24 protein-coding genes are annotated in these 24,405 nt (G+C 59.5%); 16 read left to right on the forward strand and 8 right to left on the reverse strand.

Going from position 1 to position 24,405, the window contains the following annotated elements:
- Positions 1–39: 39 nt before the first annotated feature.
- Entirely contained in the window at positions 40–1,077 is a 1,038-nt protein-coding gene (locus M0814_RS00325; protein ID WP_003225347.1) for a dienelactone hydrolase, read from the reverse strand.
- A gap of 238 nt (positions 1,078–1,315) precedes the next feature.
- Positions 1,316–1,927 (reverse strand): FMN-dependent NADH-azoreductase, encoded by a 612-nt coding sequence (locus tag M0814_RS00330; protein WP_103485115.1) that lies wholly within the window; start codon positions 1,925–1,927, stop codon positions 1,316–1,318.
- Positions 1,928–2,052: 125 nt separating this feature from the next.
- Here M0814_RS00330 and M0814_RS00335 point away from each other — a divergent pair, with 125 nt between their 5' ends.
- Both M0814_RS00335 and M0814_RS00340 read left to right on the forward strand, forming a co-directional pair.
- The gene (locus M0814_RS00335) at positions 2,053–2,961 is read left to right on the forward strand and encodes a LysR substrate-binding domain-containing protein (protein WP_103485116.1); all 909 of its coding nucleotides are present in this window, start codon (positions 2,053–2,055) and stop codon (positions 2,959–2,961) included.
- Complete coding sequence (locus tag M0814_RS00340) at positions 2,958–3,317, forward strand: MmcQ/YjbR family DNA-binding protein (RefSeq protein WP_103485117.1); 360 nt, start codon at positions 2,958–2,960, stop codon at positions 3,315–3,317. Before M0814_RS00335 ends, M0814_RS00340 begins: the two co-directional genes overlap by 4 nt.
- A 118-nt stretch (positions 3,318–3,435) precedes the next feature.
- Here M0814_RS00340 and M0814_RS00345 read toward each other — a convergent pair whose 3' ends face one another.
- Together M0814_RS00345 and M0814_RS00350 are read right to left on the reverse strand one after the other, a co-directional pair.
- Positions 3,436–3,864 carry a DUF1294 domain-containing protein gene (locus M0814_RS00345; protein WP_103485118.1) on the reverse strand — a complete coding sequence of 143 codons (429 nt, stop codon included), beginning with the start codon at positions 3,862–3,864 and terminating at the stop codon, positions 3,436–3,438.
- Positions 3,861–4,691 (reverse strand): undecaprenyl-diphosphate phosphatase, encoded by an 831-nt coding sequence (locus tag M0814_RS00350; RefSeq protein ID WP_103485119.1) that lies wholly within the window; start codon positions 4,689–4,691, stop codon positions 3,861–3,863. The genes M0814_RS00345 and M0814_RS00350 overlap by 4 nt, the downstream gene beginning before the upstream one ends.
- A gap of 304 nt (positions 4,692–4,995) precedes the next feature.
- Here M0814_RS00350 and M0814_RS00355 point away from each other — a divergent pair, with 304 nt between their 5' ends.
- From M0814_RS00355 to M0814_RS00395, 9 genes are all read left to right on the forward strand, one after another.
- The gene (locus M0814_RS00355) at positions 4,996–6,630 is read left to right on the forward strand and encodes a methyl-accepting chemotaxis protein (protein WP_103485120.1); all 1,635 of its coding nucleotides are present in this window, start codon (positions 4,996–4,998) and stop codon (positions 6,628–6,630) included.
- A 148-nt stretch (positions 6,631–6,778) separates the two neighbouring features.
- A complete protein-coding gene (gene pnuC / locus M0814_RS00360) occupies positions 6,779–7,342 on the forward strand; it encodes a nicotinamide riboside transporter PnuC (RefSeq protein WP_041064427.1) in 564 nt (187 codons plus the stop codon).
- On the forward strand, positions 7,339–7,863 hold the full coding sequence (locus tag M0814_RS00365) for an AAA family ATPase (protein ID WP_103485121.1): 525 nt from the start codon (positions 7,339–7,341) through the stop codon (positions 7,861–7,863). The genes pnuC and M0814_RS00365 overlap by 4 nt, the downstream gene beginning before the upstream one ends.
- Positions 7,864–8,197: 334 nt before the next feature.
- Positions 8,198–8,656 (forward strand): hypothetical protein, encoded by a 459-nt coding sequence (locus tag M0814_RS00370; RefSeq protein WP_003225361.1) that lies wholly within the window; start codon positions 8,198–8,200, stop codon positions 8,654–8,656.
- The gene (locus M0814_RS00375) at positions 8,653–9,231 is read left to right on the forward strand and encodes a hypothetical protein (protein ID WP_003225363.1); all 579 of its coding nucleotides are present in this window, start codon (positions 8,653–8,655) and stop codon (positions 9,229–9,231) included. The genes M0814_RS00370 and M0814_RS00375 overlap by 4 nt, the downstream gene beginning before the upstream one ends.
- Before the next feature lie 60 nt (positions 9,232–9,291).
- The gene (locus tag M0814_RS00380) at positions 9,292–10,257 is read left to right on the forward strand and encodes a hypothetical protein (RefSeq protein ID WP_003225365.1); all 966 of its coding nucleotides are present in this window, start codon (positions 9,292–9,294) and stop codon (positions 10,255–10,257) included.
- Between the two features lie 64 nt (positions 10,258–10,321).
- On the forward strand, positions 10,322–11,002 hold the full coding sequence (locus M0814_RS00385; RefSeq protein ID WP_003225366.1) for a C39 family peptidase: 681 nt from the start codon (positions 10,322–10,324) through the stop codon (positions 11,000–11,002).
- 44 nt (positions 11,003–11,046) lie between these two features.
- Positions 11,047–11,796, forward strand: coding sequence for a hypothetical protein (locus M0814_RS00390; protein WP_045122475.1), 750 nt, complete (start codon positions 11,047–11,049; stop codon positions 11,794–11,796).
- Positions 11,797–11,841: 45 nt separating this feature from the next.
- The gene (locus tag M0814_RS00395) at positions 11,842–13,155 is read left to right on the forward strand and encodes a hypothetical protein (protein ID WP_103485122.1); all 1,314 of its coding nucleotides are present in this window, start codon (positions 11,842–11,844) and stop codon (positions 13,153–13,155) included.
- A gap of 83 nt (positions 13,156–13,238) precedes the next feature.
- Here M0814_RS00395 and M0814_RS00400 read toward each other — a convergent pair whose 3' ends face one another.
- The gene (locus M0814_RS00400; RefSeq protein WP_003225372.1) at positions 13,239–14,564 is read right to left on the reverse strand and encodes a sigma-54 dependent transcriptional regulator; all 1,326 of its coding nucleotides are present in this window, start codon (positions 14,562–14,564) and stop codon (positions 13,239–13,241) included.
- Between the two features lie 345 nt (positions 14,565–14,909).
- Between M0814_RS00400 and M0814_RS00405 the strand changes: the two genes are divergently transcribed.
- The 3 genes from M0814_RS00405 to nhaB all read left to right on the forward strand — a co-directional run bounded on the left by M0814_RS00405 (position 14,910) and on the right by nhaB (position 18,314).
- Positions 14,910–15,176, forward strand: a complete 267-nt coding sequence (locus M0814_RS00405) for a hypothetical protein (RefSeq protein WP_003225374.1) — start codon at positions 14,910–14,912, stop codon at positions 15,174–15,176.
- Positions 15,177–15,456: 280 nt separating this feature from the next.
- Positions 15,457–16,743 (forward strand): hypothetical protein, encoded by a 1,287-nt coding sequence (locus M0814_RS00410; RefSeq protein WP_103485123.1) that lies wholly within the window; start codon positions 15,457–15,459, stop codon positions 16,741–16,743.
- Positions 16,744–16,811: 68 nt separating this feature from the next.
- A complete protein-coding gene (gene nhaB / locus M0814_RS00415; protein WP_103485124.1) occupies positions 16,812–18,314 on the forward strand; it encodes a sodium/proton antiporter NhaB in 1,503 nt (500 codons plus the stop codon).
- A 124-nt stretch (positions 18,315–18,438) separates the two neighbouring features.
- On the opposite strand, the gene M0814_RS00420 is transcribed toward nhaB, so the two are convergent.
- The 3 genes from M0814_RS00420 to gnd are packed head-to-tail and all read right to left on the reverse strand — an operon-like array spanning position 18,439 to position 21,781.
- On the reverse strand, positions 18,439–19,260 hold the full coding sequence (locus M0814_RS00420) for an HAD family hydrolase (protein WP_103485125.1): 822 nt from the start codon (positions 19,258–19,260) through the stop codon (positions 18,439–18,441).
- Complete coding sequence (zwf, locus tag M0814_RS00425; RefSeq protein ID WP_003225382.1) at positions 19,257–20,780, reverse strand: glucose-6-phosphate dehydrogenase; 1,524 nt, start codon at positions 20,778–20,780, stop codon at positions 19,257–19,259. The genes M0814_RS00420 and zwf overlap by 4 nt, the downstream gene beginning before the upstream one ends.
- Complete coding sequence (gene gnd, locus M0814_RS00430) at positions 20,777–21,781, reverse strand: phosphogluconate dehydrogenase (NAD(+)-dependent, decarboxylating) (protein ID WP_347359908.1); 1,005 nt, start codon at positions 21,779–21,781, stop codon at positions 20,777–20,779. The genes zwf and gnd overlap by 4 nt, the downstream gene beginning before the upstream one ends.
- 250 nt (positions 21,782–22,031) lie before the next feature.
- On the opposite strand from gnd, the gene M0814_RS00435 reads away from it, so the two are divergent.
- Both M0814_RS00435 and M0814_RS00440 read left to right on the forward strand, forming a co-directional pair.
- The gene (locus M0814_RS00435) at positions 22,032–22,214 is read left to right on the forward strand and encodes a DUF6026 family protein (protein WP_003225385.1); all 183 of its coding nucleotides are present in this window, start codon (positions 22,032–22,034) and stop codon (positions 22,212–22,214) included.
- A gap of 200 nt (positions 22,215–22,414) precedes the next feature.
- Positions 22,415–24,163: a phosphoethanolamine transferase CptA gene (locus tag M0814_RS00440; protein WP_103485127.1), complete on the forward strand. Its 1,749-nt coding sequence runs from the start codon at positions 22,415–22,417 to the stop codon at positions 24,161–24,163.
- Positions 24,164–24,405 lie beyond the last annotated feature (242 nt).

The raw sequence follows: 24,405 nt of genomic DNA on the forward strand, positions 1-24,405 counted from the left end.
TTCGCGAGCAAGCCCGCTCCCACAGGGGAATTGCGTTTTTTATTGATCCGCGGTCTGCATCCCCGCCCGGCTCGGCTTGCCCAGCGTCCGCGAGAAGAACTGCCCGGCTTCGGAGATCAGGTTGCGGTGGATGTCTTCGCGATCCACGCCGTCAGCATCGGTGCACAGCGCCGGCATCGCACGAATCTGCTCTTCATTGCACGGCGCCATGAACACGAAGTGCCCTGCCCCGGCCAGTAATTTGAAGTCCGGTGCGGTTGGCAGTTTACGCGCCAGTGCAGCGGCGTTTTTATCGAAGGCCACCAATTTGTCGCCGTCGCCGCTATAAAGCAGCACTGGCACATGCACATCCGCGAGGGTGTGGCGGCCGAACTTCAGGCTCAGCGGCGCCATCAGGAGCAAGGCATGCACCCGGGGGTCGGCCACTGGCTGCAAATCGTCACGGTCGACGATCAGTTCGCCCTGAGTGTTGCAGGCATCGCGATCGTCCGGGCGCTCCTGGCAGTAACGGCGCAAGCGGTCCAGATCAGGCTGCGCACCAGAAAGGATCAACGCAGTCTCGCCACCGGCCGAGTAGCCAATCACCCCGACCTGATCGGCGTTGACGAACGGCGAGAGCATCGGGTCGCCGAGCGTCGCGGTGATCGCTTCGGAAATCTGGATCGGCCGCCCGTACAGATTGCTCAGGGTGCCGAGGCGGCTGTGGTCTTTGGAGTTGTCGCCGGGATGAATCACCGCGACCACCACAAACCCCTTGCGCGCCAGCGAGGTGGCGAGGTCATGCAGCGCAATGGGCGTGCCGGTGTTGCCGTGGGAAAGCATCAGCATCGGAAAGCGGCCGATGGCAACCTTGGTGTCGGCGCCGGCCTCGACGGTGTAGCCCTCAAGCAGGCTGGTGTGTTCGCGGTCGCTGGAGGGATAGAAGGCGATGGCACGCATCGGTTGAAGATCCAGCGGATCGAGGAACGTCATCTCGTGATAACCGACGCTCCAGACAGGGTGTCGCCCGGGCGCGGCATGCACTGAACCGAGGCTGCCGAGCAGGCAAATCAGTAACGCTGCACAAAGACGCATCATGGGATGGCCCACCCTGTGTTACTCAATCGAAAGATCCTTTGTGTTCCGACACGCCCGCAACCCTGTGGTTCGGTAATCCGGCGCGGCGGTGCACTCAGACGTTGATCGTTTGACTGCATAACCCGGGCCAGATTATGCAACAGTCAGAAACAAAAAACTCCGCATCTGGCCCTTGCAGAACCAGAATACAGAGTTTTTTGAGGGGCTACCTGAACGGCAGCTGGTCTTTACGTAATGCTTACGCAGCGGCGAACAGTTGCTCGCTGATCTTCGCCTGAGCGGCGCTCATCGCGTTGTTGCGCACTTCATCACCGTAAGCCAGGCCTTCGGCGCGGACGATTTCGATGTCGGTGATGCCGAGGAAGCCCAGGACCAGTTTCAGATACTCTTCGTGAGCGATACCGCTGGCCTGACCGGCATGGATGCCGCCGGAGGTGGAGACGATGATTACTTTCTTGCCACCGCACAGGCCTTCCGGGCCGGCTTCGGTGTAACGGAAAGTCTGGCCAGCAACGGCAACGCGATCGATCCAGGCCTTGAGTTGGGTCGGCACGGTGAAGTTGTACATCGGCGCAGCGATAACGATGGCGTCGGCGGCGATGAATTCGGCCAGAGTCGAAGCGCTCAGCTCGGCTTCGTGCTGTTGCGCGGCGTTGCGCAGTTCTGCGGTGGTACCGGCAGCCACCAGGGTGGTCGACGAGAAGTGGCTGATGGCGTCGGCGGCCAGGTCGCGGTAGGTCACGACAGCAGCAGGCTCGGCGGCTTGCCAGGCTTTGACGACTTGGCTGCTCAACTGACGGGAAGCCGAGTTGTCGCCCAGAATGCTCGAATCGATGTGCAGCAGTTTCATGTGGGATCTCCTGGAAAGAATCGCCGACGGCGACGGAATGGAGACAATCCTACGGAAGAAACCAATAGCTGATTAGCCGCTGACAATGCGATAGTTCGTCCCACTGATAGAACGGTGGACTTTTCATGCAGGATCTCAACGATCTCTACTATTTCGCCAAGGTGGTCGAGGCTGGCGGCTTCGCGGCGGCCGGGCGTCTGCTGGGCATTCCCAAGTCGCGGTTGTCGCGGCGTATCGCCGAACTCGAAGAGCGCCTGGGCGCCCGGCTGCTGCAACGCACCACCCGCCAGTTGAACCTTACCGCTGTCGGAGAGCGCTACTTGCGTCACTGTCAGGCAATGCTGCTGGAAGCGGAAATGGCCGACGAAGCGGTCGCCAGCATGTCCAGCGAGCCACGCGGCCGCTTGCGCGTGTCCTGCCCTACCGGTCTCGCGCGGGAAATGTTGCCGTGGGTGATCAGCGAATTTCTCGGCAAATTCCCTCAAGTGCAACTGGAAGTGGTGCTGCTCAATCGCCGTGTGGATCTGGTCGCCGAAGGTTTCGACGTTGCGTTGCGTGTGCGCGAACTCGGTGATGAAGATCCGTTGCTGGTGACCCGGCGTCTGCGTCAGGCGCAAATGGTCGTGGTGGCCAGCCCGGCATTCGTCGAGGGCAAAACCATCGCCCACCCGCTGGATCTGAAGCATCTGCCGGTGCTCGGCGCACTGGAAGCCGATCGCATGGTCCATGTGCGCTTGCTCGACCAGCAAGGCAACAGCGTCGAGCTGAACATGGAGGCGCGACTGGGCATCGACGACTTCATCGTGCGCAAGGCCTGTGTGCTCGCCGGCCAAGGCTTCACCTTGCTGCCAATGATGTATTGCGAAGCCGACCTCGAGAGCGGCGCGCTGGTGCAGCTGTTGCCCGAGTGGTCGTTGCCCGGCGGCTGGTTGCAGGCGGTGTATCCGCATCGGCGTGGCGTGATGCCGGCGGTGCGGGCGTGGATCGATCACCTGGTCGATTCGTTCAATGCGTGCGGGGAGCGTTTGTTATGAAACAGGGAAAGATGAACGAAGCGGACGTTGCCGCCTTCTGCCTGGCCTTGCCGGGCGCGTGGGAAGATTACAAATGGGGCGGCGTGCGGGTGTTTTCGATTGCCGGCAACAAGATGTTCGCCCTGCAAGGGCTGCGTGGCGACTCATTGGCGTTCAAGGTCGACAAGGATCTGTTTCTCGGCCATTGCGACCGCCCGGGCATTCATCCGGCGCCTTATCTGGCGCGGGCGCAGTGGATCATCATGCACCCACCCTACCCGCTGGGTGCCGAGGAACTGCAGGGCTTGCTGCAGCGTTCGCATCAGCTGGTGGTGAGCAAGTTGCCGAAGAAAACCCAAATCGGATTGTTGCTTTAGCTTTTGATTTTGGTGGGAGCGGGCTTGCTCGCGAATGCGGTGTGCCAATAGACGAATATGCTGTCTGACACACCGCATTCGCGAGCAAGCCCGCTCCCACAGAGTTTCTTGTGTTGCTTCAGAACAGTGAAAGCAGGTTCGAACCCAGAAACAACTGGTCGATCCAGAACACCTGATGCAACACCACGATCACCCAGAACAGAATCTGATACGAAACCTTGCGCGTCTTGTGCCGAAACACCTGCTGAGCAATCAGCGCACCCGGCCAGCCACCCGCCAGCTCCACCGCGTGCAGTACGTTCTCCGGGGTTCGCCAGGCGTCGGCACGAGCCTTGCGTTTGTCAGCCCAATACAGAAAGAACGCCAGCACGCTGACGATCCCATAGGCGGCCAGCGGCACCAGCGAGATTCCGCGCAGCCACATCGATACCGAACCGAACAGCGGCAGTGCGCAAACGATCAGGAGAACGATCAGTTTCAACTTGAGGTTCTGAATCCCACCACCGGATGGACGTCCTTCGGGGCGACGGGCGCGAGAGTCACTCATGCCTTGGCCGCCGACCAGTCGACCCAGCCGAACTGCCAGGTCGCCAGAATCACCAGACCGAAAACGATCCGGTACCAGGCAAACGCTGCGTAACTGTGGCTGGCGATGAACTTGAGCAGACCGCGTACGGCAATCATGGCGAAGATGAACGCAGTGATGAAGCCGATGGCAAACACCGGGAAATCCGCCGGCACAAACAGGTGGCGATACTTGTAACCGGAGTACACCGCCGCACCGACCATGGTCGGCATAGCCAGGAAGAACGAGAACTCGGTCGCGGTCTTGCGCGACAGGCCAAACAGCAGGCCACCGATGATCGTCGAGCCGGAACGCGAAGTGCCGGGAATCATCGCCAGACATTGCGCGAAACCGACTTTCAGCGCGTCCTTCCAGGTGATCTCGTCCACGGTTTCGGCGTGCACTTCATGCTGCCTGCGTTCGGCCCACAACATGATCACGCCACCCACCACCAGCGCAGTCGCAACCGTGATCGGGTTGAACAGGTATTGGTGAATCAAATCGGCAAAAATCACCCCCAACACCACCGCCGGCAGAAACGCGATCAGCAGGTTGGCGGTGAAGCGCCGCGCACTCGGCTGAGTCGGCAAGCCGATCACCACGTCGAGAATCTTGCGGCGAAACTCCCAGACCACCGCGAGGATCGCGCCGAGCTGAATAATGATGTTGAACGCCATGGCCCGTTCGCCGCCGAAGTCGAGCAAGTCGGCAACAATGATCTGGTGTCCGGTACTGGAAATGGGCAAAAACTCCGTCAGCCCCTCTACAACTCCAAGAATCAGCGCCTGCAAGGCGGTCCAAAGATCCATCAGTCCCCCAAAGAGCGATGCACGGCGGCATGCCCCGATAATATTTTTTTACGTTCACTGCGTTCAGCGTAGCTGTTTGTTGCTGTACCGATTCCGCGCACACAGGATCCACACGAAACGGTCAAAATTCCGTGAAATATCAACTTGGATTCAGGTTTTTACGCGCGGGGCCGAAATCCTAACAGACAAGCCTTAATAGTGCTGCGGCGTTATTCGACTTGGGTCGCGTATGCCCGATCACCCAAACGTGGTTGGATGCTGGCGTTGATTTATTACAAGAAAAAGAAATCGGAGTGACAGCGTTATGAACAGCTTGCGCAGTGTGTCGATCAGCCGACGCTTGTGGCTCATTTTGATTGTGGCAGTGGTCATGTTGTTGACCTTGGGCGTGTTGATGCTCAAGCAGATCCACGACGACCTGTATCACGCCAAGGCGCAGAAAACCCAGCATGTGGTGCAGACCGCCAGCGGCCTGCTGACCTACTACCACGACCTCGAAACCTCCGGCACCCTCACCCGCGACGCCGCACAGAAACAGGCGCTGACCGCCATTCGCGGTCTGCGCTACGACCAGAGCGACTACTTTTGGATCAACGACCTCACGCCTGTGATGGTCATGCACCCGACCAACCCCAAGCTCGAAGGCCAGAACCTCTCGGCGATCCGTGATCCGGACGGTTTCGCGGTGTTCAACGAAATGGTCGCAATCGCCAAAAGCAAGGGCGCCGGCATGGTCGATTACCGTTGGCCCAAGCCCGGCGCCAGCGAGCCGGTGGCGAAAACCTCTTACGTCAAACTGTTCGAGCCATGGGGCTGGGTGCTCGGCTCCGGCGTTTACATCGACGATGTGCAGAGCGAGTTCCAGGGTCAGGTGATCAAGGCTTCGGTGATCGGTCTGGTGATCGCCGTGATCATGGCCCTGCTGGTGATTTTGATTGCCCGCAGCATCGTGCGTCCGCTGCAGGAAACCGTGAACGCCATGGCCAACATCGCCAGCGGTGAAAGCGACCTGACTCGCAGTCTCGACACCCACGGCCAGGACGAAGTCACGCAACTGGCTCATCACTTCAACGCCTTTACCGCCAAGTTGCGCCGGGTGATAGGCGATTTGCAGATCTCGGCCAGTGCGCTGGGCCAGTCCTCAAGTGAACTGGGCAACGATGCCACCCAGGCCCAGCAACGCAGCCAACAGCAATCGCAGCAGATGGAACTGGTGGCGACCGCGATCAACGAAGTCACCTACGGCGTACAGGACGTAGCGAAGAATGCCGAACATGCTGCCGCTGAAATGCGCGATGCCGAAGCCCAGGCGCAACAGGGCCAGATCAACATCGACGGCAGTCTGCAACAGATCGATAAACTGTCGGGGACCATTGATCAGGCGGTCGAGGTGATTCGCACCCTGGCAGCGGAAAGCACGCAGATTGGCAGTGTGCTGGAGGTGATCCGTTCGATTGCCGAGCAGACCAACCTGCTGGCACTCAACGCAGCCATCGAAGCGGCCCGCGCCGGTGAACAGGGCCGTGGCTTCGCGGTAGTGGCCGATGAAGTTCGGTTGTTGGCGCAGCGCACGCAAAAATCGACGGCGGAAATCCAGACCATGATCGAACGCCTGCAGAATCATTCCGAAGCGGCGGTGAAGGTCATTGGCGACAGCAGCAAGGCCTCGCAACTGACCATCGAACAGGCCGGCCTCGCCGGCGCCAGCCTCAACGCCATCGGCCAGGCGCTGCGCAATCTCAATGGCCTGAACGCCTCGATTGCCAGCGCCACACTGCAACAGGCGCATGTGGTCGAGGACATCAATCAGAACGTCACGCAGGCAGCAGGCCTGTCTCATAGCACCGCGTTGGCGGCGGAGCAGTCGAGCGCGGCGAGCGTGAAATTGGGCCAATTGAGCGAACAACTGAACCAGCTTCTGCGGCAATTCCGCGTCTAACAGCGCTCCCCTGTAGGAGTGAGCCTGCTCGCGATAGCGTCGTATCAGTCAACCAAGAGTGGCTGACCCACCGCCCTCGCGAGCAGGCTCACTCCTACAGTTTTTTGGGTACAATCCGCTCCCTCCTCAATTCCCCCAAGGAACCCCCATGTCCGGGCTTGAACTGTTTGCCGCCGCCCTCGGTGTGATCGCCGTCTGGCTGACGGTCAAACAGAATCCGTGGTGCTGGCCGATCGGCCTGGTCATGGTGCTGCTGTACAGCTGGATCTTCTATGACGTGAAGCTGTACTCGGACATGTTGCTGCAAGTGATCTACGCCGCGCTGCAAGTCTACGGCTGGTGGCAATGGACACGCGCCGGGACGATGCATGACGGGCGCGATGTCACCCGTCTGGACCGGCGCTCGATCCTGCTCGGTCTGAGTGTCGGAGCGCTCGGCAGTCTGCTGCTCGGCGCAGCCATGGCGCACTGGACCGATGCGGCGCAGCCGTGGCTCGACGCCGCGCTGACGGCCTTCAGCTTGGTCGCACAACTCTGGATGGCGCAGAAACGCTTGCAATGCTGGGCGCTGTGGTTCGTGCTGGACGTGATTTTCGTCGGTCTGTTTCTTTACAAGGGTCTTTACCTCACTGCGGCGCTCTACGCCCTGTTCACCTTGATTGCCGTGCAAGGTTGGCGTGAGTGGCGCGCCGATCCGGCGTTGCAGCGATGAAAGTCGTTGTACTGACCGGCCCGGAATCCACGGGCAAGAGTTGGCTGGCGGCAGGCCTGCAGGAACACTTTGGTGGCCTGCGGGTGGATGAATACGTGCGCTGGTTCATCGAGCAGAATCCTCGCGACACCTGCCTGAATGACATCCCCGACATCGCCCGAGGGCAGTTGCAATGGGAGGATCAGGCACGGGCGCAGCAACCGGAACTGCTGATTCTCGACACCCACCTGCTGAGCAACATCCTCTGGAGCCAGACGCTGTTCGGCGACTGCCCGCACTGGCTCGAGTCCGAGCTGCTGGCGCGGCATTACGACCTGCACCTGCTGTTGTCGCCGGAACAGATCGACTGGACCGACGACGGCCAACGCTGCCAGCCGCAACTGAGTGAACGACTGGCGTTCTATCAGGCCACCCGCGACTGGCTGGAACAGCACCGGCAACCGCTGCAAATCATTCAGGGCAACTGGGATGAACGGCGGTCTCAGGCCTTCGATGCAGTGAGGCGTTTGTTGGCTGCTTAACCGTCAAAGGGCTCCTTTCGGGGCTCAAGTGTCCATTCCTGAAACACCCATCCCCGCGCAAAGCAGCCATTTCAATGGCCTTCATCGTTCTGTCAGGACATCTGTTACTGCCGTGAAACACCTCAGCGCAAACCCTTGTTCCAGAGCTTTGCACCGCCCCTGCCCCCGCACGCGCCTGCACGACTGTTTCAGCGCTGAGACAGATTATGTAACAGCGCTGCACGGCTCGGCACTAACCCATTGAAAGTCAAGGACAACTCAAAAGCGGCACAGCTTTCGCTCTCTCCTTCACAACGCTGACAAGAGCCAGCCCACTGAAGAAGGAATTGCCGCCGTGGGGAATATCAATAAAGGCTTGACCTGCCTCTTGCTGATCGGATCTGCAGCCAGCTCTCTGATCAGTTTCACCGCCCACGCCGATGGCAACGGCGTGATCGTTCTCAATCGGGAAGTTCAACCCATACCGATTGGCCGCAATGGCGGCAAAGACCCCTACCCGACCACAGTCAACGCCAACCCGTCAGTGACCGTCAATGCAGCCACTGCGCATGCCGAACTGAGCGATAACGAATTCGCCGGCATCGCCAGCGGTTCTTCAATTGCCAACTCGGTGAACAACGCGTTCGGCGGCTCCGCCGTCAACACACTCAATGGCATCAACAACGGTATGCCGGGTGCGGGCGGTGGCAGCGGCAACGGCGGAGGCATGGGCTCATCCATTTCCAACACCGTGAACCGCGCCGTCAGTAATGGCCTGGCCCCACTGGGCGCTCTCGGCGGAGCCATGAAATGAACCGCTCCCTGATCTTCCTCGCCCTGCTGGCCAGCACCAGCGCCATGGCCGACTCCAGCGTGCCGGTGCAGAACAGCGCCAACATCCAGGATTCCGGTGCCCAGTACAACGGCAACTTCGGCGTCAACCAGGCGGCTGGCGACCAGTCGCAACAGGCCAACGTCCGGGCGATTGCCAACGGCCCCAGCGCCTCGGCGACGACCACCATCAACCAGAACATCAACACGGCCAGCGATCCGCGGATGAACGCGACAGCCACCATTGGCGGCAACTCTTTCAGTAACGGCAGTGGCGTACTGGGCGTGAACCAGTCGGCCGGCGCCGGCAACCAGATGGCCAACGTGGTGCGAATCAGCACCAGTACCGGGCCGCAAAGTATCGACGACAGCGTGCTTTCCCAACAGAACGTGACGCCGTCAATCAGCTCAGGAGCAACTGACACTTCGAAAGGCAGCCGCCAGGTCATTACCAGCGACCAGGCCTTCACCGGCAGCCGGGGAGTGATTCAGGTGAACCAGAGTGCCGGGGTGGGGAATCAGGTTTCAAACACCCTGAGCATCCGGGTCGCTAACTGACCCAATTGCAGTGCAAGAAAGTACCAACACTTAACCAACACATGAGCAAGGGGAAACAAAATGAAATCTACAATGGCCCTCAAACCACTGGTTTTCGCTCTGGCAGCAGTGATGGCAATGGCAGCACAAGCAGGCGGCGGCAATGAAGGCGGTCACGGCCACAACCCTCCTCCACCAAAAGGCCCGACTCTGGAACAACTGCTGCAGATCGGTGCAGGCGCCAGCGCCGTTTCGGTGGATACCCAAAACAGCGACACCAACGTTGTGAACAACGAAGGCACCCAGAACAATTCGTCGATGTCCAATGCGATGAACAGTTCCAGCGGCAACATCAACGGTAACTCGGCGGCCGGTGATGGCAACCAGCAAGCCAACCTGGCAGCGATCGCTTCGTCTGACGAAAGCTTCATCTTCGGCACCTCGACCGCCGCCGCCAGTGCCACCCAATACAACAACAATAACTATGTGAACAACCAGTCGACCGTCAACTCGTCGACCCTCAACAATGTCGCCAACAGCAGCTCGGGTAACATCAACGCCAACTCCGCTGCCGGCAACTTCAACCAACAGAAAAACGACCTGGCAATCGCTTCGTCGGGTGGCCGTGTAGCCCAGGCTGCCTCTGCAGCTAGCCAGTCCTCCACCAACCTGGTTGTTGAAAACCAAGGCGTGCAGACCTACTCCAAAGACACCCTCAAAGGCACCTTCAGCGCAACCGGTGGCTTCGTGGCAGCCGGCGTGGCAAAAACCGAAGGCGACGATCATGGTGGCCACGGCGGCTGGGGCGACAAAGGCGGCAAAGGTGGCAGCAGCACTTCTGGCTTCGTAGCAGTAGGCGAACTGGCACTGGCCGGCACCACCACCCAACAAGTGCTGGTTCCAACCGGCTGGGCCGCACCGGTGTACAACACCTCCAATGTTGCCAACGTAGCGAACGGCTCGTCCGGCAACGTCGGCTTCAACAGTGCGGCAGGCGTTGGCAACATGCAGGTCAACGCAACTTCCATCTCGTCGGCCGGCCATTAATCGCGACCGTCTGCAAAAGCCCCGGCAACGGGGCTTTTCCACACTCCGACAAGGCGTATCGATCATGCGTATGACTGCCCTCACCGTCCTGCTGTGCCTGTGCGGCGCCACTCAAGCTGCACAGATGCCCGTAGCCGCCCTTCCTGGCGGCATCCTGGTCTACAAGCAGGTACAAAGTATTCGTGAGCGAAAGTTCAGCGACATTGTCGAGCAAAAAACCGATTTCAGTTGCGGCGCCGCCGCACTGGCAACCGTGTTGCGCCAGGCTTATTGGCTCGACGTCGATGAGGATCACATCATAAAAGGCATGCTGGTCAACGCAGACCAGGATCTTGTGCGTACACAGGGTTTCTCCATGCTGGACATGAAACGCTACATAGAAAGCATCGGCATGCGCGCCAGGGGCTACAAGATTCCGCCTGAAAAGCTTGATGCAGTTTCGATACCGGTCGTAGTCCTGATGGACATCCGCGGCTACAAACACTTCGTCGTATTGCAGCGGGCAGACAAGGACTGGGTGTACATCGGCGATCCCGTACTGGGCCACAAACGCTACAGCCACGCTGACTTCGTCAACGGCTGGAACGGCATCGTATTTGCCATCGTAGGCCCCGGTTACGACAAAGCCAACGTATTACGCGACCCTCCGGCACCACTGACAGCAAAGAACAAACTCGATGAGTTCGCCCCTGTCAGAGACGCCGAACTGATGGAATTCGGTTTCATTCAGAGCGACTTCTTTTAGCGTCCAATAATGATAAGAGGGGCAGGATGCTCCGGGAGCAGCAGATGAAAGCCTCATACTGGCTGGCGGCCGCTTGCCTGGCGGCAAGTACGTCAAGCTTTGCCAATGAAGTATTCAAACCGATAGAAGTCAACGACCAGGAACTCAGCCAGCTACGCGGTCGTTTTGTCATGCCGGGGCGCATCATCAGCTTCGGCGTCGTCATGAGCAGTACCTGGCGCAACGCCAGTGGCGACCTGATAGGGGCAACCAGCTCGATGCAGATTCAGGCCTCCACCGTAAAACCCCAATTCTATGTCTCCACCATCAGCCAGCTCGGCAACGGTTCCACGAACAATACCCAAGGCACCGGCAACGTGATTGGCGGCGCAGGACTGAGCAATACGCAAGGCGTGACGCAAAGCGTACGCGCCGCTGGCGACAGCAACAGTGCCAACAACAACGTCGCGATCAACGTGACGCAATCGACTACCGCACCGACCATGGCTCCGGCCTCCGGTCAGGCCCTGATGAGTGGCCAGACCATCGGCGCCAGCAACGCCGCCGGCAGCGTCGCCGTATCGGCCATCAGCGGCGGCGTGCAGATGGCCATCCAGGCCAGCAACAACCAGGGTTCGGCACTGCAACAAGTGGCTCAGGCCGGCTTGCTGCAAAACACCACCCTGCTGGGTAACAGCAATCTGGTCAACAACCAGACCCTGCTCAATGTCGTGATCAACAACAACCTGAATCCGGCCGCGAGCGCCGCGCAGAATCTTAATCAACTCAAGGGACTACGCAATTCAGGATATTGAACTACGCTGATTTTCGATCATTGGGCTTAAAGGGACGGCTTTTTCATGTATCGATCGGCATCACTGCGCGCAGTCGTATGTTTGAGCACACTTTTTCCGGCCGCAGCGTTACAGGCTGCGACGGATCCGGATGTTGAAACACTCAAGCAGGAGCTCCTTGAGCTTAAACAGCGATACGAGACGCAGCAAAAGGCATTGGCGGTACTTGAGCAGCGGGTTCGGCAGGTTGAAGACCAGCCTGCGACCCCGCAGCCCAAGCGTCTGGTCAAATCCCCTGCAGAGCTGAGAAAGAACAATCAATCGGTCGCTGCGACCGGTACGGGTGCAGCAGCAGCGTCGGGGGGCGCGGCGGGAGGAAGTGGTGCGTCCTACGGACAGTCGCTGGCAGACGATTCGCAACCGGCGCAAAGTGTGACCAACCTGTATGACGAGGCCAGCGGCTTCTTCGGCGGCGGCAAGTTCAGTTTCGAGACCGGTCTGACGTATTCCCACTACGACACTCGCCAACTGACACTCAACGGCTTCCTCGCACTGGACTCGATCTTTCTGGGCAACATCAACCTGGACCGGATCAAGGCTGACACCTACACACTGGATCTCACCGGCCGCTACAACTACAACAACCGCTGGCAGTTCGACCTGAACGTGCCCGTGGTCTATCGCGCCTCGACTTACCAGTCCGGTGGTGGCAACAACGGCGGTGCGAACGTCACAACCCAGGGCGACGTTGATCAGGATCCGACGATTGGCGACATCAACGCCGGGATTGCCTACAAGTTCCTCGACGAATCGGCCAACCTGCCGGACGCGGTATTCACCTTGCGCGTCAAGGCCCCAACCGGCAAGGATCCGTTTGGCATCAAGCTGATCCAGTCGCAAAGCAACACCAACCTCTATGTACCTGAAAGCCTGCCGACCGGTAACGGCGTCTGGTCGGTTACGCCGGGTATCTCGCTGGTCAAGACCTTCGACCCGGCAGTGCTGTTCGGCACCCTCTCCTACACCCACAACCTGGAGGAGTCGTTCGGCGATATCAGCTCGACGGTCAATCAGAAAACCCCGGGCAAGGTCAGGATCGGCGACAGCTTCCAGGTCGGCATGGGCGTAGCATTTGCCCTGAACGAGAAGATGAGTATGTCGTTCTCGATGTCTGACCTCGTTCAGCGCCGCAGCAGCCTCAAGCCTGATGGCCAGGACTGGCAGTCGGTGATTTCCAGTGATGCCAACGCCGGTTACTTCAACATCGGCATGACCATCGCCGCCACGCCTAACCTGACGATTGTGCCCAACCTGTCACTGGGGATGACTCCGGATGCGCCGGACTTCACCTTCAGCCTGAAATTCCCGTACTACTTCTAAAGCAAAAGATCGCAGCCTGCGGCAGCTCCACGGATTCCCCATCCAGGAGCTGCACAGGCTGCGATCTTTTTGATCTTTGGTCTCTAGCGGATCTGGTGTTTGTGCAGCAGACGATAAAACGTCGGCCGCGACACGCCCAGCACCTTCGCCGCGACACTGAGGTTGTCGCTGTGCCGGTTCAACACATCGCACAGCGCCTGGCGTTCGGCGCGGGTCTTGTAGTCTTCCAGCGTCCCCATCGGCGCCGAAATCGAGTGCTGACTGAGTAATCCCAGGTCCCGGGCTTCGATCTGCCTTCCTTCCGCCAGCACCAGACCACGTCGCACGCGGTTGGCCAGTTCCCGCACGTTGCCTGGCCAATCGTGTTTGCCCATGGCGATCAACGCATCCTCACTGAAGCTGCGCGGACGGCGCCCGGTCTCGTGGCTGTAAAAGTGAGAAAAATGGTTGGCCAGCATCGACAGATCACCGTGGCGTTCGCGCAATGGCGCGGTTACCACTTGCAGCACATTGAGGCGGTAATAGAGGTCTTCGCGAAAACGCTTTTTCTCGATGGCCGCTTCCAGGTCGACGTGGGTGGCCGCCAGCACACGAACATCGACCGGGATCGGCTGACTGCCGCCGACGCGCTCGATGTGTTTTTCCTGGAGAAAACGCAACAGGTTAGCCTGCAATTCAAGTGGCAGATCGCCGATTTCATCGAGAAACAACGTGCCACCATTGGCGGCCTCGATGCGCCCGACCTTGCGCTGATGCGCACCGGTAAAGGCACCTTTCTCGTGGCCAAACAGTTCGGACTGAATCAAATGTTCGGGAATCGCCCCGCAATTGATCGCCACAAACGGCTTGCTGTGGCGTTGGGACTGGCGGTGCAGCGTGCGTGCGACCAGTTCTTTACCGGTGCCGCTTTCGCCCCGGATCAATACCGGGGATTCGGTCGGCGCCAGTTTGCTCAGTAACTTGCGCAGCTCACGGATCGGCTTGCTGTCGCCGAGTAACTCGTGTTCAGGCTGGTCGACGTGAATCGTGCCTTGCCCGCGCAAACGCGCCATGCCGAATGCGCGGCCCAGAGTCACCTGTACGCGTGAGACATCGAACGGCAAGGTATGGAAATCGAAAAACCATTCGCAGACGAAGTCACCGACGTTCTGTAATCGCAGGACTTCCTGATTCAACACCGCGATCCACTCGGTGCCACTGCGACTGATCAGTTCCTTGACCGCTTCGGGGCGTTCGAGGTGAAAAGGTTGCAGTCTCAGCAGCCCGACATCACATGTCCGATCGGCGGCATTTTCCAGGGTACAACTGTCAACATCCCAGCCCACCGCGCGCAATCCGGGTAACAGGCGATGGCAGTCGTCACAGGGGTCGACTACCAATAAACGTCGTAACGCTGGCGCTTCGATCATGACTGTTCCTTGGCGCCAAATTTAAGGAAATTATTGTAAAAACAGTCATTTGGCAGACCCGACTGTAACATTAGCAAGAAATTGACAGGGCCTTGTATCGATTGCTTATAGGTATACAAGCTAACGAGTTATAAGAAGCGAGTTTATTAGTTAGCTACCGAGTTGCTATCTTTCAGCAAGCTTTCAAAAACGCTCGAAATGTCCGGCCTCAGCAACAAAGTTGAAATTTCTTTGTGTCGTGTGTGACCTGCCACGGGGTTGCGTGCATCAGTACAAGTAACCAGCCGAACGGTAAGCCCAACCGACGGCAGATCATTTGATTGGGCACGACAGAGAGAAGACCCCATGACCGCCCCGCTCCGTATCAACGAAGCTCTTTTGATTGCCAACCACGCGTTCAAACCCTTCCAGTGCGTGGCCTGGGCCCCACAAGACGGCAACGGTGAACTGAACCTGACCGTCATCGATCGCACCAACTCGCATATCGGCCGCCAGCAGATCCCAAGCAGCGCCTACTCCGACCCGGCGCAGCTGGAATTGCTGTTGCAACAGGCCCGTGCTGAATTGAGCAAAGAAGGTTACCTGCTGCAATCGTGGTCGATGCCGCATTGATCAGAGGGGCATGCGGGTGACATTCAGGTCATCCGCCTTGTGTTTCGTTAGTTACAAACTGCTGTTTATCTCCAGTACTTTTGTACAACTTTTCTTCAAGCGTCAGGCGCCACTGCTTGGCAGGCTTTCTTTTGGTTCAAAAAGACACTGTTATGGCACAGTGCGACCCTCCACCTGTTAGTTCTGTCAGTTGAACTTGCGTGTATTCAGGGATTGAATGTTCCGCTCATGCAGTTACCCACCCGATTCGGGCCTGGTCAACTTGCAAGGAGAAGCATGCATGTCCTCCGAGAACGCCTTTGCGCGCCCGGCACTACTCAATACCTGCGGACAACTGGACAAACAATTTGCCAACACTGGCGTTGCTCAAGTCTATTTCGCCGGCAGTGTTTCCAGCATGACCCAGGATGTTGCGCTGGACCGACAGGGACGCGTGTTGGTCGCCGCCAAGATCGGCACTGCCCAAGGCAGCCGTTTTGGTCTGGCGCGAATACTCGCTGACGGTTCGGCCGACCTCGCGTTTGGACAGCAAGGCAGTGTGATCGGTGAATTTGAACGCGGTTTTGAAGCCACGGGTGGCAAGGTCCAGGTGCTGCCCGACGGGCGAATCCTGCTGGCCGGACTGCATTATCAAAACACCCATCGCACCCTGCCCGCCCTTGCCCTGTTCAGCGCCGACGGAATTCCCGACCCGGGTTTTGGCGAAAATGGCTGCAAAGTAGTGCGCCTGCCCGGAGACCTGTCCATCGGTTCCCGCGATACCTGGCTACCGCCCGGTGTGCCAGGCGCCGAAGCCTGCGACATCGCCGTGCAAGACGACGGGCACATTCTGCTGATCGCCAATCACCACTTCGAACTTGCCGACCATGCCGGCATGCTGATCCGCCTGATGCCAGACGGCGAGCTCGATACAAGCTTCAATGGCCGCGGCTTCGTGATGATCCGCCATCTGCTGCTCAACACCTGGCTCAGCAGCCTTGTATTGCAGGAAGATGGGCGGATCCTCGTCGCTGGCTCAATTGACTTCCCCCAAGAGGGGCTGGTCGCGCGCTATTTGCCTGACGGGCGCCTTGATGAACGTTTCGCGGTGGATGGTTTCCTCGCCTTCAAGGCCCACGGCCAAAGCGCGATGGTCAGTCAGGTCATCGAGTCGCAGGAGCATCTGCACTGCTTTGGCAGCAGTCGTGATCCGATCCGCTGCCTGGCGCTGAGCCTGCACGGCAATGGTCGTCCGGAATTGCGCAACAACTCAGGCCTCCCGCATCTGCTGGAAATCGGTCCCAGCGGTTGCCAGTGGAGCGCAGCCCAATGCATGGCTGATGGCCGAATCATCGCGGTGGGTGCAACGATTGGCGGGATCGAAGCGGATTTCATCGTGGCGCGCTATCTGCTCGACGGACGACTCGACGCGCAGTTCGGCAACGGCGGCTGGCTACGCACCCGTCTGGGGCACAGCCTGGACACCGCCAATTCGCTCGCCGTGCAGGTAGACGGACGCATCCTGGTTGGCGGCTATTCACTGGACGGCAACTACCGCGCCATGGTCGCGCGCTATCTGAATCAATAACTCCCGCGGACTTGAACTTGCCAGACACTTGCGGCAACTTGCGCGCTTCTTAATACAAGGAGCAACCGATGTCCGGTTCACTGGCCCAGGCGTTCGCGCACAATTTCCTCGGGCATTCGCCCCGCTGGTACAAGGCGTGCATCGTCGGGTTCCTGGTCCTCAACGCTGTAATTCTGTTCACCGTCGGCCCGGTCGCCGCCGGCTGGCTGCTGGTGATCGAGTTCATTTTCACCCTGGCCATGGCCCTCAAGTGCTATCCGTTGATGCCCGGCGGGTTGTTGCTGATCGAAGCCCTGCTGCTGAAGATGACCACGCCGCAGGCGCTGTACGATGAGTTGGTGCACAACTTTCCGGTGATCCTGCTGCTGATGTTCATGGTCGCAGGCATCTACTTCATGAAAGACCTGCTGCTGTTTCTGTTCTCGCGCCTGCTGTTGGGCGTGCGTTCCAAGGCGCTGCTGGCGCTGATGTTCTGCTTTCTCTCGGCGTTTCTGTCGGCGTTTCTTGATGCGCTGACCGTGACGGCGGTGATCATCAGCGCGGCGGTCGGTTTCTATTCGGTTTACCACCGCGTAGCCTCGGGCAACGATCCGCGCCAGGACAGCGAATTCAGCGACGACCGGCACCTGCCAGCCCTGCACCATGACGATCTCGAACAGTTTCGCGCATTCCTGCGCAGCCTGCTGATGCACGGCGCGGTGGGCACCGCACTCGGCGGGGTCTGTACGTTGGTGGGCGAGCCGCAGAATCTGCTGATCGGCCATGAGATGGGCTGGCACTTCGCAGAATTCTTCCAGAAGGTCGCGCCGGTGTCGCTGCCGGTACTGGTGGCGGGCCTGCTGACCTGCATGCTGCTGGAAAAGTTGCGCTGGTTTGGCTACGGCACCCTGCTGCCGGACAACGTGCGTGCCGTGCTAGCCAATTACGCCGCCGAAGACAACGCCGAACGCACACCGCGCCAGCGTGCCGCCCTGCTGGTGCAAGGCGCTGCTGCGTTGATCCTGATAGGTTGCCTGGCGTTTCATGTCGCCGAGGTCGGCCTGATCGGTTTGATGGTGATCGTGTTGATCACAGCGTTCACTGGCATCACCGACGAGCATCGCCTGGGCAGCGCCTTCAAAGACGCCATGCCGTTCACTGCATTGCTGGTGGTGTTCTTTGCCGTGGTCGCGGTGATTCACGATCAACAACTGTTTGCCCCGTTGATCCAGTGGGTGCTGGCCCTGCCGGCGGAGCAACAACCGGGCATGCTGTTCATTGCCAACGGCCTGCTCTCGGCGATCAGCGACAACGTGTTCGTCGCCACCATCTACATCACCGAAGTGAAACAGGCGTTCCTGTCCGGGCACATGAGCCGCGAGCATTTCGAGACACTGGCGATCGCGATCAACACCGGCACCAACCTGCCGAGCGTGGCGACGCCGAATGGTCAGGCGGCGTTCCTGTTCCTGCTGACCTCGGCGATTGCGCCGCTGGTGCGCCTGTCGTACGGGCGGATGGTGTGGATGGCGTTGCCGTACACCGTGGTGATGGGGTTGCTGGGGTGGTATGCGGTGAGTTACTGGCTCTGACAACACGCGATTAAAACTGTGGGAGCGGGCTTGCTCGCGAAGACGGAGTATCAGGCACTTGATGTGTTGACTGACACACCGCATTCGCGAGCAAGCCCGCTCCCACAGTTTGTTTCCGAGTGAATCAGCGACCGAGGATGTACTTTTCGATCGCCTGCGCCACGCCGTCGTCGGTGTTTGGCGCGGTCACTGCATCGGCCTGCCGTCGCACCGCTTCTTCCGCCTGCCCCATGGCGATCGAGAACCCGGCACGATGGAACATCGCCGGGTCATTACCGCCATCGCCAATTGCGGCGGTGTGCTCCAGCGGCACGTTCAGGTACTCGGCAATCGTCGACAGCGCGGTGCCCTTGTTAGCCTCCAGCGCCGTGACGTCCAGATACACCGGTTGCGAACGTGAAACCTGCGCCTGTCCCTCAACCTTGGTCAATAAACGGGCTTCCAGTTCAACCAGCAGATCCGTGTTCTGACTGGTGGCGACGATCTTGTCGATCCTTTGCAAGTATGGCTCGAAACTCTCCACCACCACCGGCGGATAGCCAAGACCGTGCTGTTCACGCGGCACCATTGGCCCGTTGGGGTCTTTGAGCAGCCAGTCACCGCCACTGAACACCCAGATTTCCACACCTGGCTGATCGATGAACGTCGCCAAAGCCGTCAGCGCCACCGTTACCGGCAGATAGTGCGCAGCCAGCAGCGTGCCGTCAGGCTTGACGATGGTGCCGCCGTTGAACGCCGCTGTCGGCACGTCGATACCCAAGGCTTCGATCTGCTGCAACATGGCTTTGGGCGGACGCCCGGTGGCCAGGCTGAAGAACACGCCCGCCTCGCGCAACGAGCGAACCGCGTCGAGGGTGCGCTGGCTCAGACTGTGATCGGGCAGCAACAGTGTGCCGTCCATGTCACTGAGCAGAAAACGGATGGAGTGTTGCGTTGCGTTACTCATCCCAGACCATGCCAGACGCGACCATCGCGAGTCAGCAGATCATTGGCGGCTTGTGGACCATCTTCACCGGCAGCGTAGCTCTGCACGCTGGAATCCTGCTGCCAGGCGTCGAGGAACGGTTGCACCGCACGCCAGCCGTTCTCGATGTTGTCAGCACGCTGGAACAGCGTCTGATCGCCGGTCAGGCAGTCATAGATCAGCGTTTCGTAACCGGTGGACGGCTGCATCTCGAAGAAGTCCTTGTACGCGAACCCCAGCTCGATGTTGGCCATGTTCAACGCCGGCCCCGGCCGTTTGGCCAGCAGGTCGAACCACATGCCCTCATTGGGCTGGATCTGGATACGCAGATAGGTTGGCTGAAGCTCGTCGACCTCGGTGTCACGGAACTGCGCGTACGGCGCCGGTTTGAAGCAGATGACGATCTCGGTGTCGCGTACGCTCATGCGCTTGCCGGTGCGCAAATAGAACGGCACACCGACCCAACGCCAATTGTCGATCATGACTTTCAGCGCGACGTAGGTTTCGGTGCTGCTGTCGGGCGAAACGTTCGGCTCCTGACGGTAACCGTTCAACGCTTTGCCATCGACTTCACCGGCGCTGTATTGACCGCGTACCGAATTGGCTCGCGCCTCCTCGACCGTCCATGGGCGGATCGCGCCGACCACTTTGGCCTTCTCGCCACGCACGGCGTCAGCGCCGAACGCGGCCGGTGGTTCCATGGCGACCATCGCCAGCAACTGGAACAGGTGATTGGGCACCATGTCCCGCAACGCGCCGGTGTGTTCGTAAAAACTGCCACGGGTTTCAACACCGACAGTTTCCGCGGCGGTGATCTGCACGTGGTCGATGTAATGGTTGTTCCAGAACGCCTCGAACAGGCTGTTGGAGAACCGGCTGACCAGAATGTTCTGCACGGTTTCCTTGCCCAGATAATGGTCGATCCGATAGATCTGTTTCTCGGACATGACCTTGAGCAGGCAGGCGTTCAAGGCTTCGGCGGTTTGCAGATCGGAGCCGAACGGCTTCTCGATTACCACCCTTCTGAACGCCTCGGGGGTTTCCTCAAGCAGCTTGGCCGCGCCGAGACGGCGCACCACTTCACTGAAGAAACGTGGCGCGGTGGCCAAGTAGAACACCGCATTGCCAGTGCCGCTGTCGGCTATTTTCGCCGCCAGCGCTGAATAGGTGCTGTCGTCCAGGAAGTCACCCTGGACGTAGCTGATACCTTTGGCGAGCTTGGCCCACAAGGCCGGATCAAGCATCTGATCGCCCTTGCCGACCTTCGCCGCCACTTCGGTACGGATGAAGTCTTCGAGTTTTTGCGCGAAGGCTTCATCGCTAATGGCGTTGTGGTCAACGCCGACGATCCGCAGGCCATCATTCAGCAGGCCGTCGCGACTCAGGTTGTACAGCGCCGGCATCAGCAAGCGCTTGACCAGGTCACCGTGGGCACCGAACAGAAACAGCGTGGTCGGTGGAGCGGGTTCTGCCTTGGATTTCCTGCGGATCGTATGGGTCATTTTTTCGGTGTCTCCACATGGCCGCCGAAGCCGAAGCGTTGGGCCGAAAGGATCTTGTCGCCAAAGGTGCCCTGACCGCGGGAGCGGTAGCGCGAGAACAACGAGTTCGACAGCACCGGTACCGGCACTGCCTGTTCCATGGCCGCCTCGATGGTCCATTGGCCTTCGCCGCTGTCAGCCACCGAACCTGAGAACCCGTCGAGTTTCGGGTCGCTGGCCAGTGCGTCGGCGGTCAGGTCGAGCAGCCAGGACGAAACCACGCTGCCACGACGCCAGACTTCGGCGATGTCGGCAACATTCAGGTCGAAACGCTGGTCTTCCGGCAGACGCTCGCTGGACTTGGTCTTGAGGATGTCGAAGCCTTCGGCGAACGCGGCCATCATGCCGTACTCGATGCCGTTGTGAATCATCTTCACGAAGTGCCCGGCACCGGCAGGACCGGCGTGAATGTAGCCGTGCTCGGCACGGTGATCATCGGACTTGCGGTCCTTGGTGCGCGGAATCTCGCCCATGCCCGGTGCCAGCGCAGCGAACAGCGGGTCAAGACGGCTGACGGTCTCGGCATCGCCACCGATCATCATGCAATAGCCGCGCTCCAGGCCCCAGACGCCGCCGGAGGTGCCGACGTCGATGTAGTGCAGGCCTTTCTCGGACAGCGTCTTGGCCCGGCGGATGTCATCCTTATAGTTGGTGTTGCCGCCGTCGATGATGGTGTCACCGGCTTCCAGCAAGTCGCGCAGGGTGTTGATGGTGTCTTCGGTCGGTGCGCCGGCCGGCAGCATGACCCACACGGCGCGTGGCTTGGCCAGGCCTGCCACCAGGGCCGGCAGATCGGCAACGCCCGTAGCGCCCTCGGCGGCCAGGGTGTCGACAAAAGCGGTATTGCGGTCGTAAACAACGGTGGTGTGACCGTTGAGCATCAGACGTCGCGCAATATTGCCGCCCATGCGGCCCAGTCCAATAATCCCGAGTTGCATGTGCTGATGCTCCTTACTGCAAATAAATGTGTGTCAAAGGTTATAGCCCAACGTGATCCATGGAGGTTAGTCCAGAGCGTCGGGTGGGAAGTTTCCGGGCATTGTGCCCGATCCAGACTGATAACGTCGGGAAACGTGCCGAAGACACACCGACCATGAAAAATAAAAAAGTTCCCTTCACACGCAAAAGAAACCAAAATTGGCGCCGATAGTAAGTCTGCACCCCGATTCGGGGGCAATTTACAGTTGAGACACGCCATTTGCGAGGTGAGCAATGGGCACAGTACACACAGCAATGCCGCCACAAACCCTGTACGTCACGATCCGTCGCGATGAATTGCGCCAGTTGAAAGACGAGCGCGACCAGTTGAAGCAGGAGCTGGCGCAGCTGCGCTCGCTGACCCAGGGCGCTCAGCCCAAACCTCTGCCGGTTGTCCAGCGTAATCCGCACGCCTGACCTGTCTCGCCAGCTTCGGGAACGGCGCCTGTCGTTCCCGACATGATGCTCCCCCGCCCCTGATCAGCAACTAACAAAGTTTTCACACTGCCTTGGTGATACTCCGGCCCATTCTGGCCGTGCGTTTGCGCGCGGCTTCCGTTCGTCGGTTTTGATGTAGCGCTCCGACGGTGGTTAGTGACGATGAGCTGGAGTGCTGAATGGCATTGTTCAAACGCAGCAAAACGACTGCGACAGGTTTCGATTGGGCCGGGGTTCTCTGGCTGTTCGCGTTCTTCTGGTATTTCTCGGGAATCACCCAACTGCTGATCCAGCTGACCGGCACCTCCGGTTTCAGCGGTTTCCGTCAAGCCTTCGTGATGAGTGCGCTCTGGCTCGCCCCGATGCTGGCGTTCCCCAAGCGCACCAAACTGCTCGCCGCGTTGATCGGCGTGGTCCTGTGGGCCTGCTCCATGGCCAGCCTGGGTTACTTCTTCATCTATCAGCAGGAATTCTCGCAAAGCGTCATCTTCATCATGTTCGAGTCGAACGTGTCTGAGGCAGGCGAGTACATGACCCAGTACTTCGCGTGGTGGATGATCCCGGCGTTCCTCGCCCATACCGCTTTCGCCTACTTCCTGTGGACGCGCCTGCGCCCGGTGTACATGCCCCGTGGCCGCGCTTTCGTCGCCGCGTTGGCGATCCTGATTGCCGTGGTTGGCTACCCGCTGATCAAACAAACCCAGCGCACCGGCAGTTTCGCCGGTGGTTTCGAGAAGTTCGAAGACCGCATCGAGCCAGCCGTGCCTTGGCAAATGGCGGTGGCTTACCACCGCTACCTCGATACGCTGGCCGGCATGGAAGAGATGCTGCACAGCACCAGCAAGGTCCCGCCGCTGCATAACCTCAAGGTTGCAGACGCCGATAAACCTTCGACCCTGGTGCTGGTGATCGGCGAATCGACCAACCGTCAGCGCATGAGCCTGTACGGCTATCCGCGCAAGACCACGCCGGAGCTGGACAAGCTCAAGGATCAGCTCGCGGTGTTCGACAACGTCATCACTCCGCGCCCTTACACCATTGAAGCATTGCAACAGGTCCTGACCTTCGCTGACGAAGAAAACCCGGATCTGTACCTGTCGACGCCTTCGCTGGTCAGCATGATGAAACAGGCCGGCTACAAGACGTTCTGGATCACCAACCAGCAGACCATGACCAAGCGCAACACCATGCTCACGACCTTCTCCGAACAGGCCGACGAGCAGGTGTACCTGAACAACAACCGTAATCAGAACGCCGCGCAGTACGATGGTGACGTGATCGAGCCGTTCAACAAGGCGCTGACTGATCCGGCTCAACGCAAGCTGATCGTCGTGCATCTGCTCGGCACTCACATGAGCTACCAGTACCGCTATCCGCCGACCTTCGACAAGTTCCAGGACCGTACCGGCGTGCCGGCCGGCGTGCGTGATGACCAGGTGCCGACCTACAACAGCTATGACAACGCCGTGCTGTACAACGATTTCGTGGTGTCGAGCCTGATCAAGGACTACGCCAAGTCCGATCCGAACGGTTTCCTGCTGTACCTCTCCGACCACGGTGAAGACGTATTCGACTCGGCCGGCCACAACACCTTGGGCCGTAACGAGAACAAACCGACGGCGCCGATGTACACCATTCCGTTCATGGCCTGGGCTTCGCCGAAATGGCGCGAGAACCATGACTGGAACTTCGCCGCAGACCTGGGGCGGCCTTACAGCAGCTCGCACCTGATCCACACTTGGGCAGACATGGCCGGCTTGAGTTTCGATGAACTGGACCGCAGCAAGAGCCTGGTCAGCGACAGCTTCAAGCCGCGTCCGCTGATGATCGGCAACCCGTACGAGCGTGAGCAGCGCGCGCTGATCGACTTCAGCCTGATGAAGCCGAAAAAGGTCGAGCCTGCCGCAGCGAATGTCGTGCAGCAGTAACGGCCTGGAAGGCGCCGGTTTCGAGAGATCGCAATCGGCGCAACGAATAAAGAAAAAGCTCCGTATCGCAAGATACGGAGCTTTTTTCGTTTCGGGCGGACAGGTTGCTCGCTTGTGCAGGGCTCTGCTGTGCCGTTTGAAGCGAATCGGCACAGCCAGCATGCTCGAACGTGCCCTCCCCTTGAAAAAGCAGCCAGCGCGCTCAGAGAGCACCAGTGAACCGCACTGCTGGACTCAAGGGG

This window comes from Pseudomonas sp. MWU12-2020, from assembly GCF_023100605.1.
Lineage (GTDB): Bacteria > Pseudomonadota > Gammaproteobacteria > Pseudomonadales > Pseudomonadaceae > Aquipseudomonas > Aquipseudomonas fluorescens_H.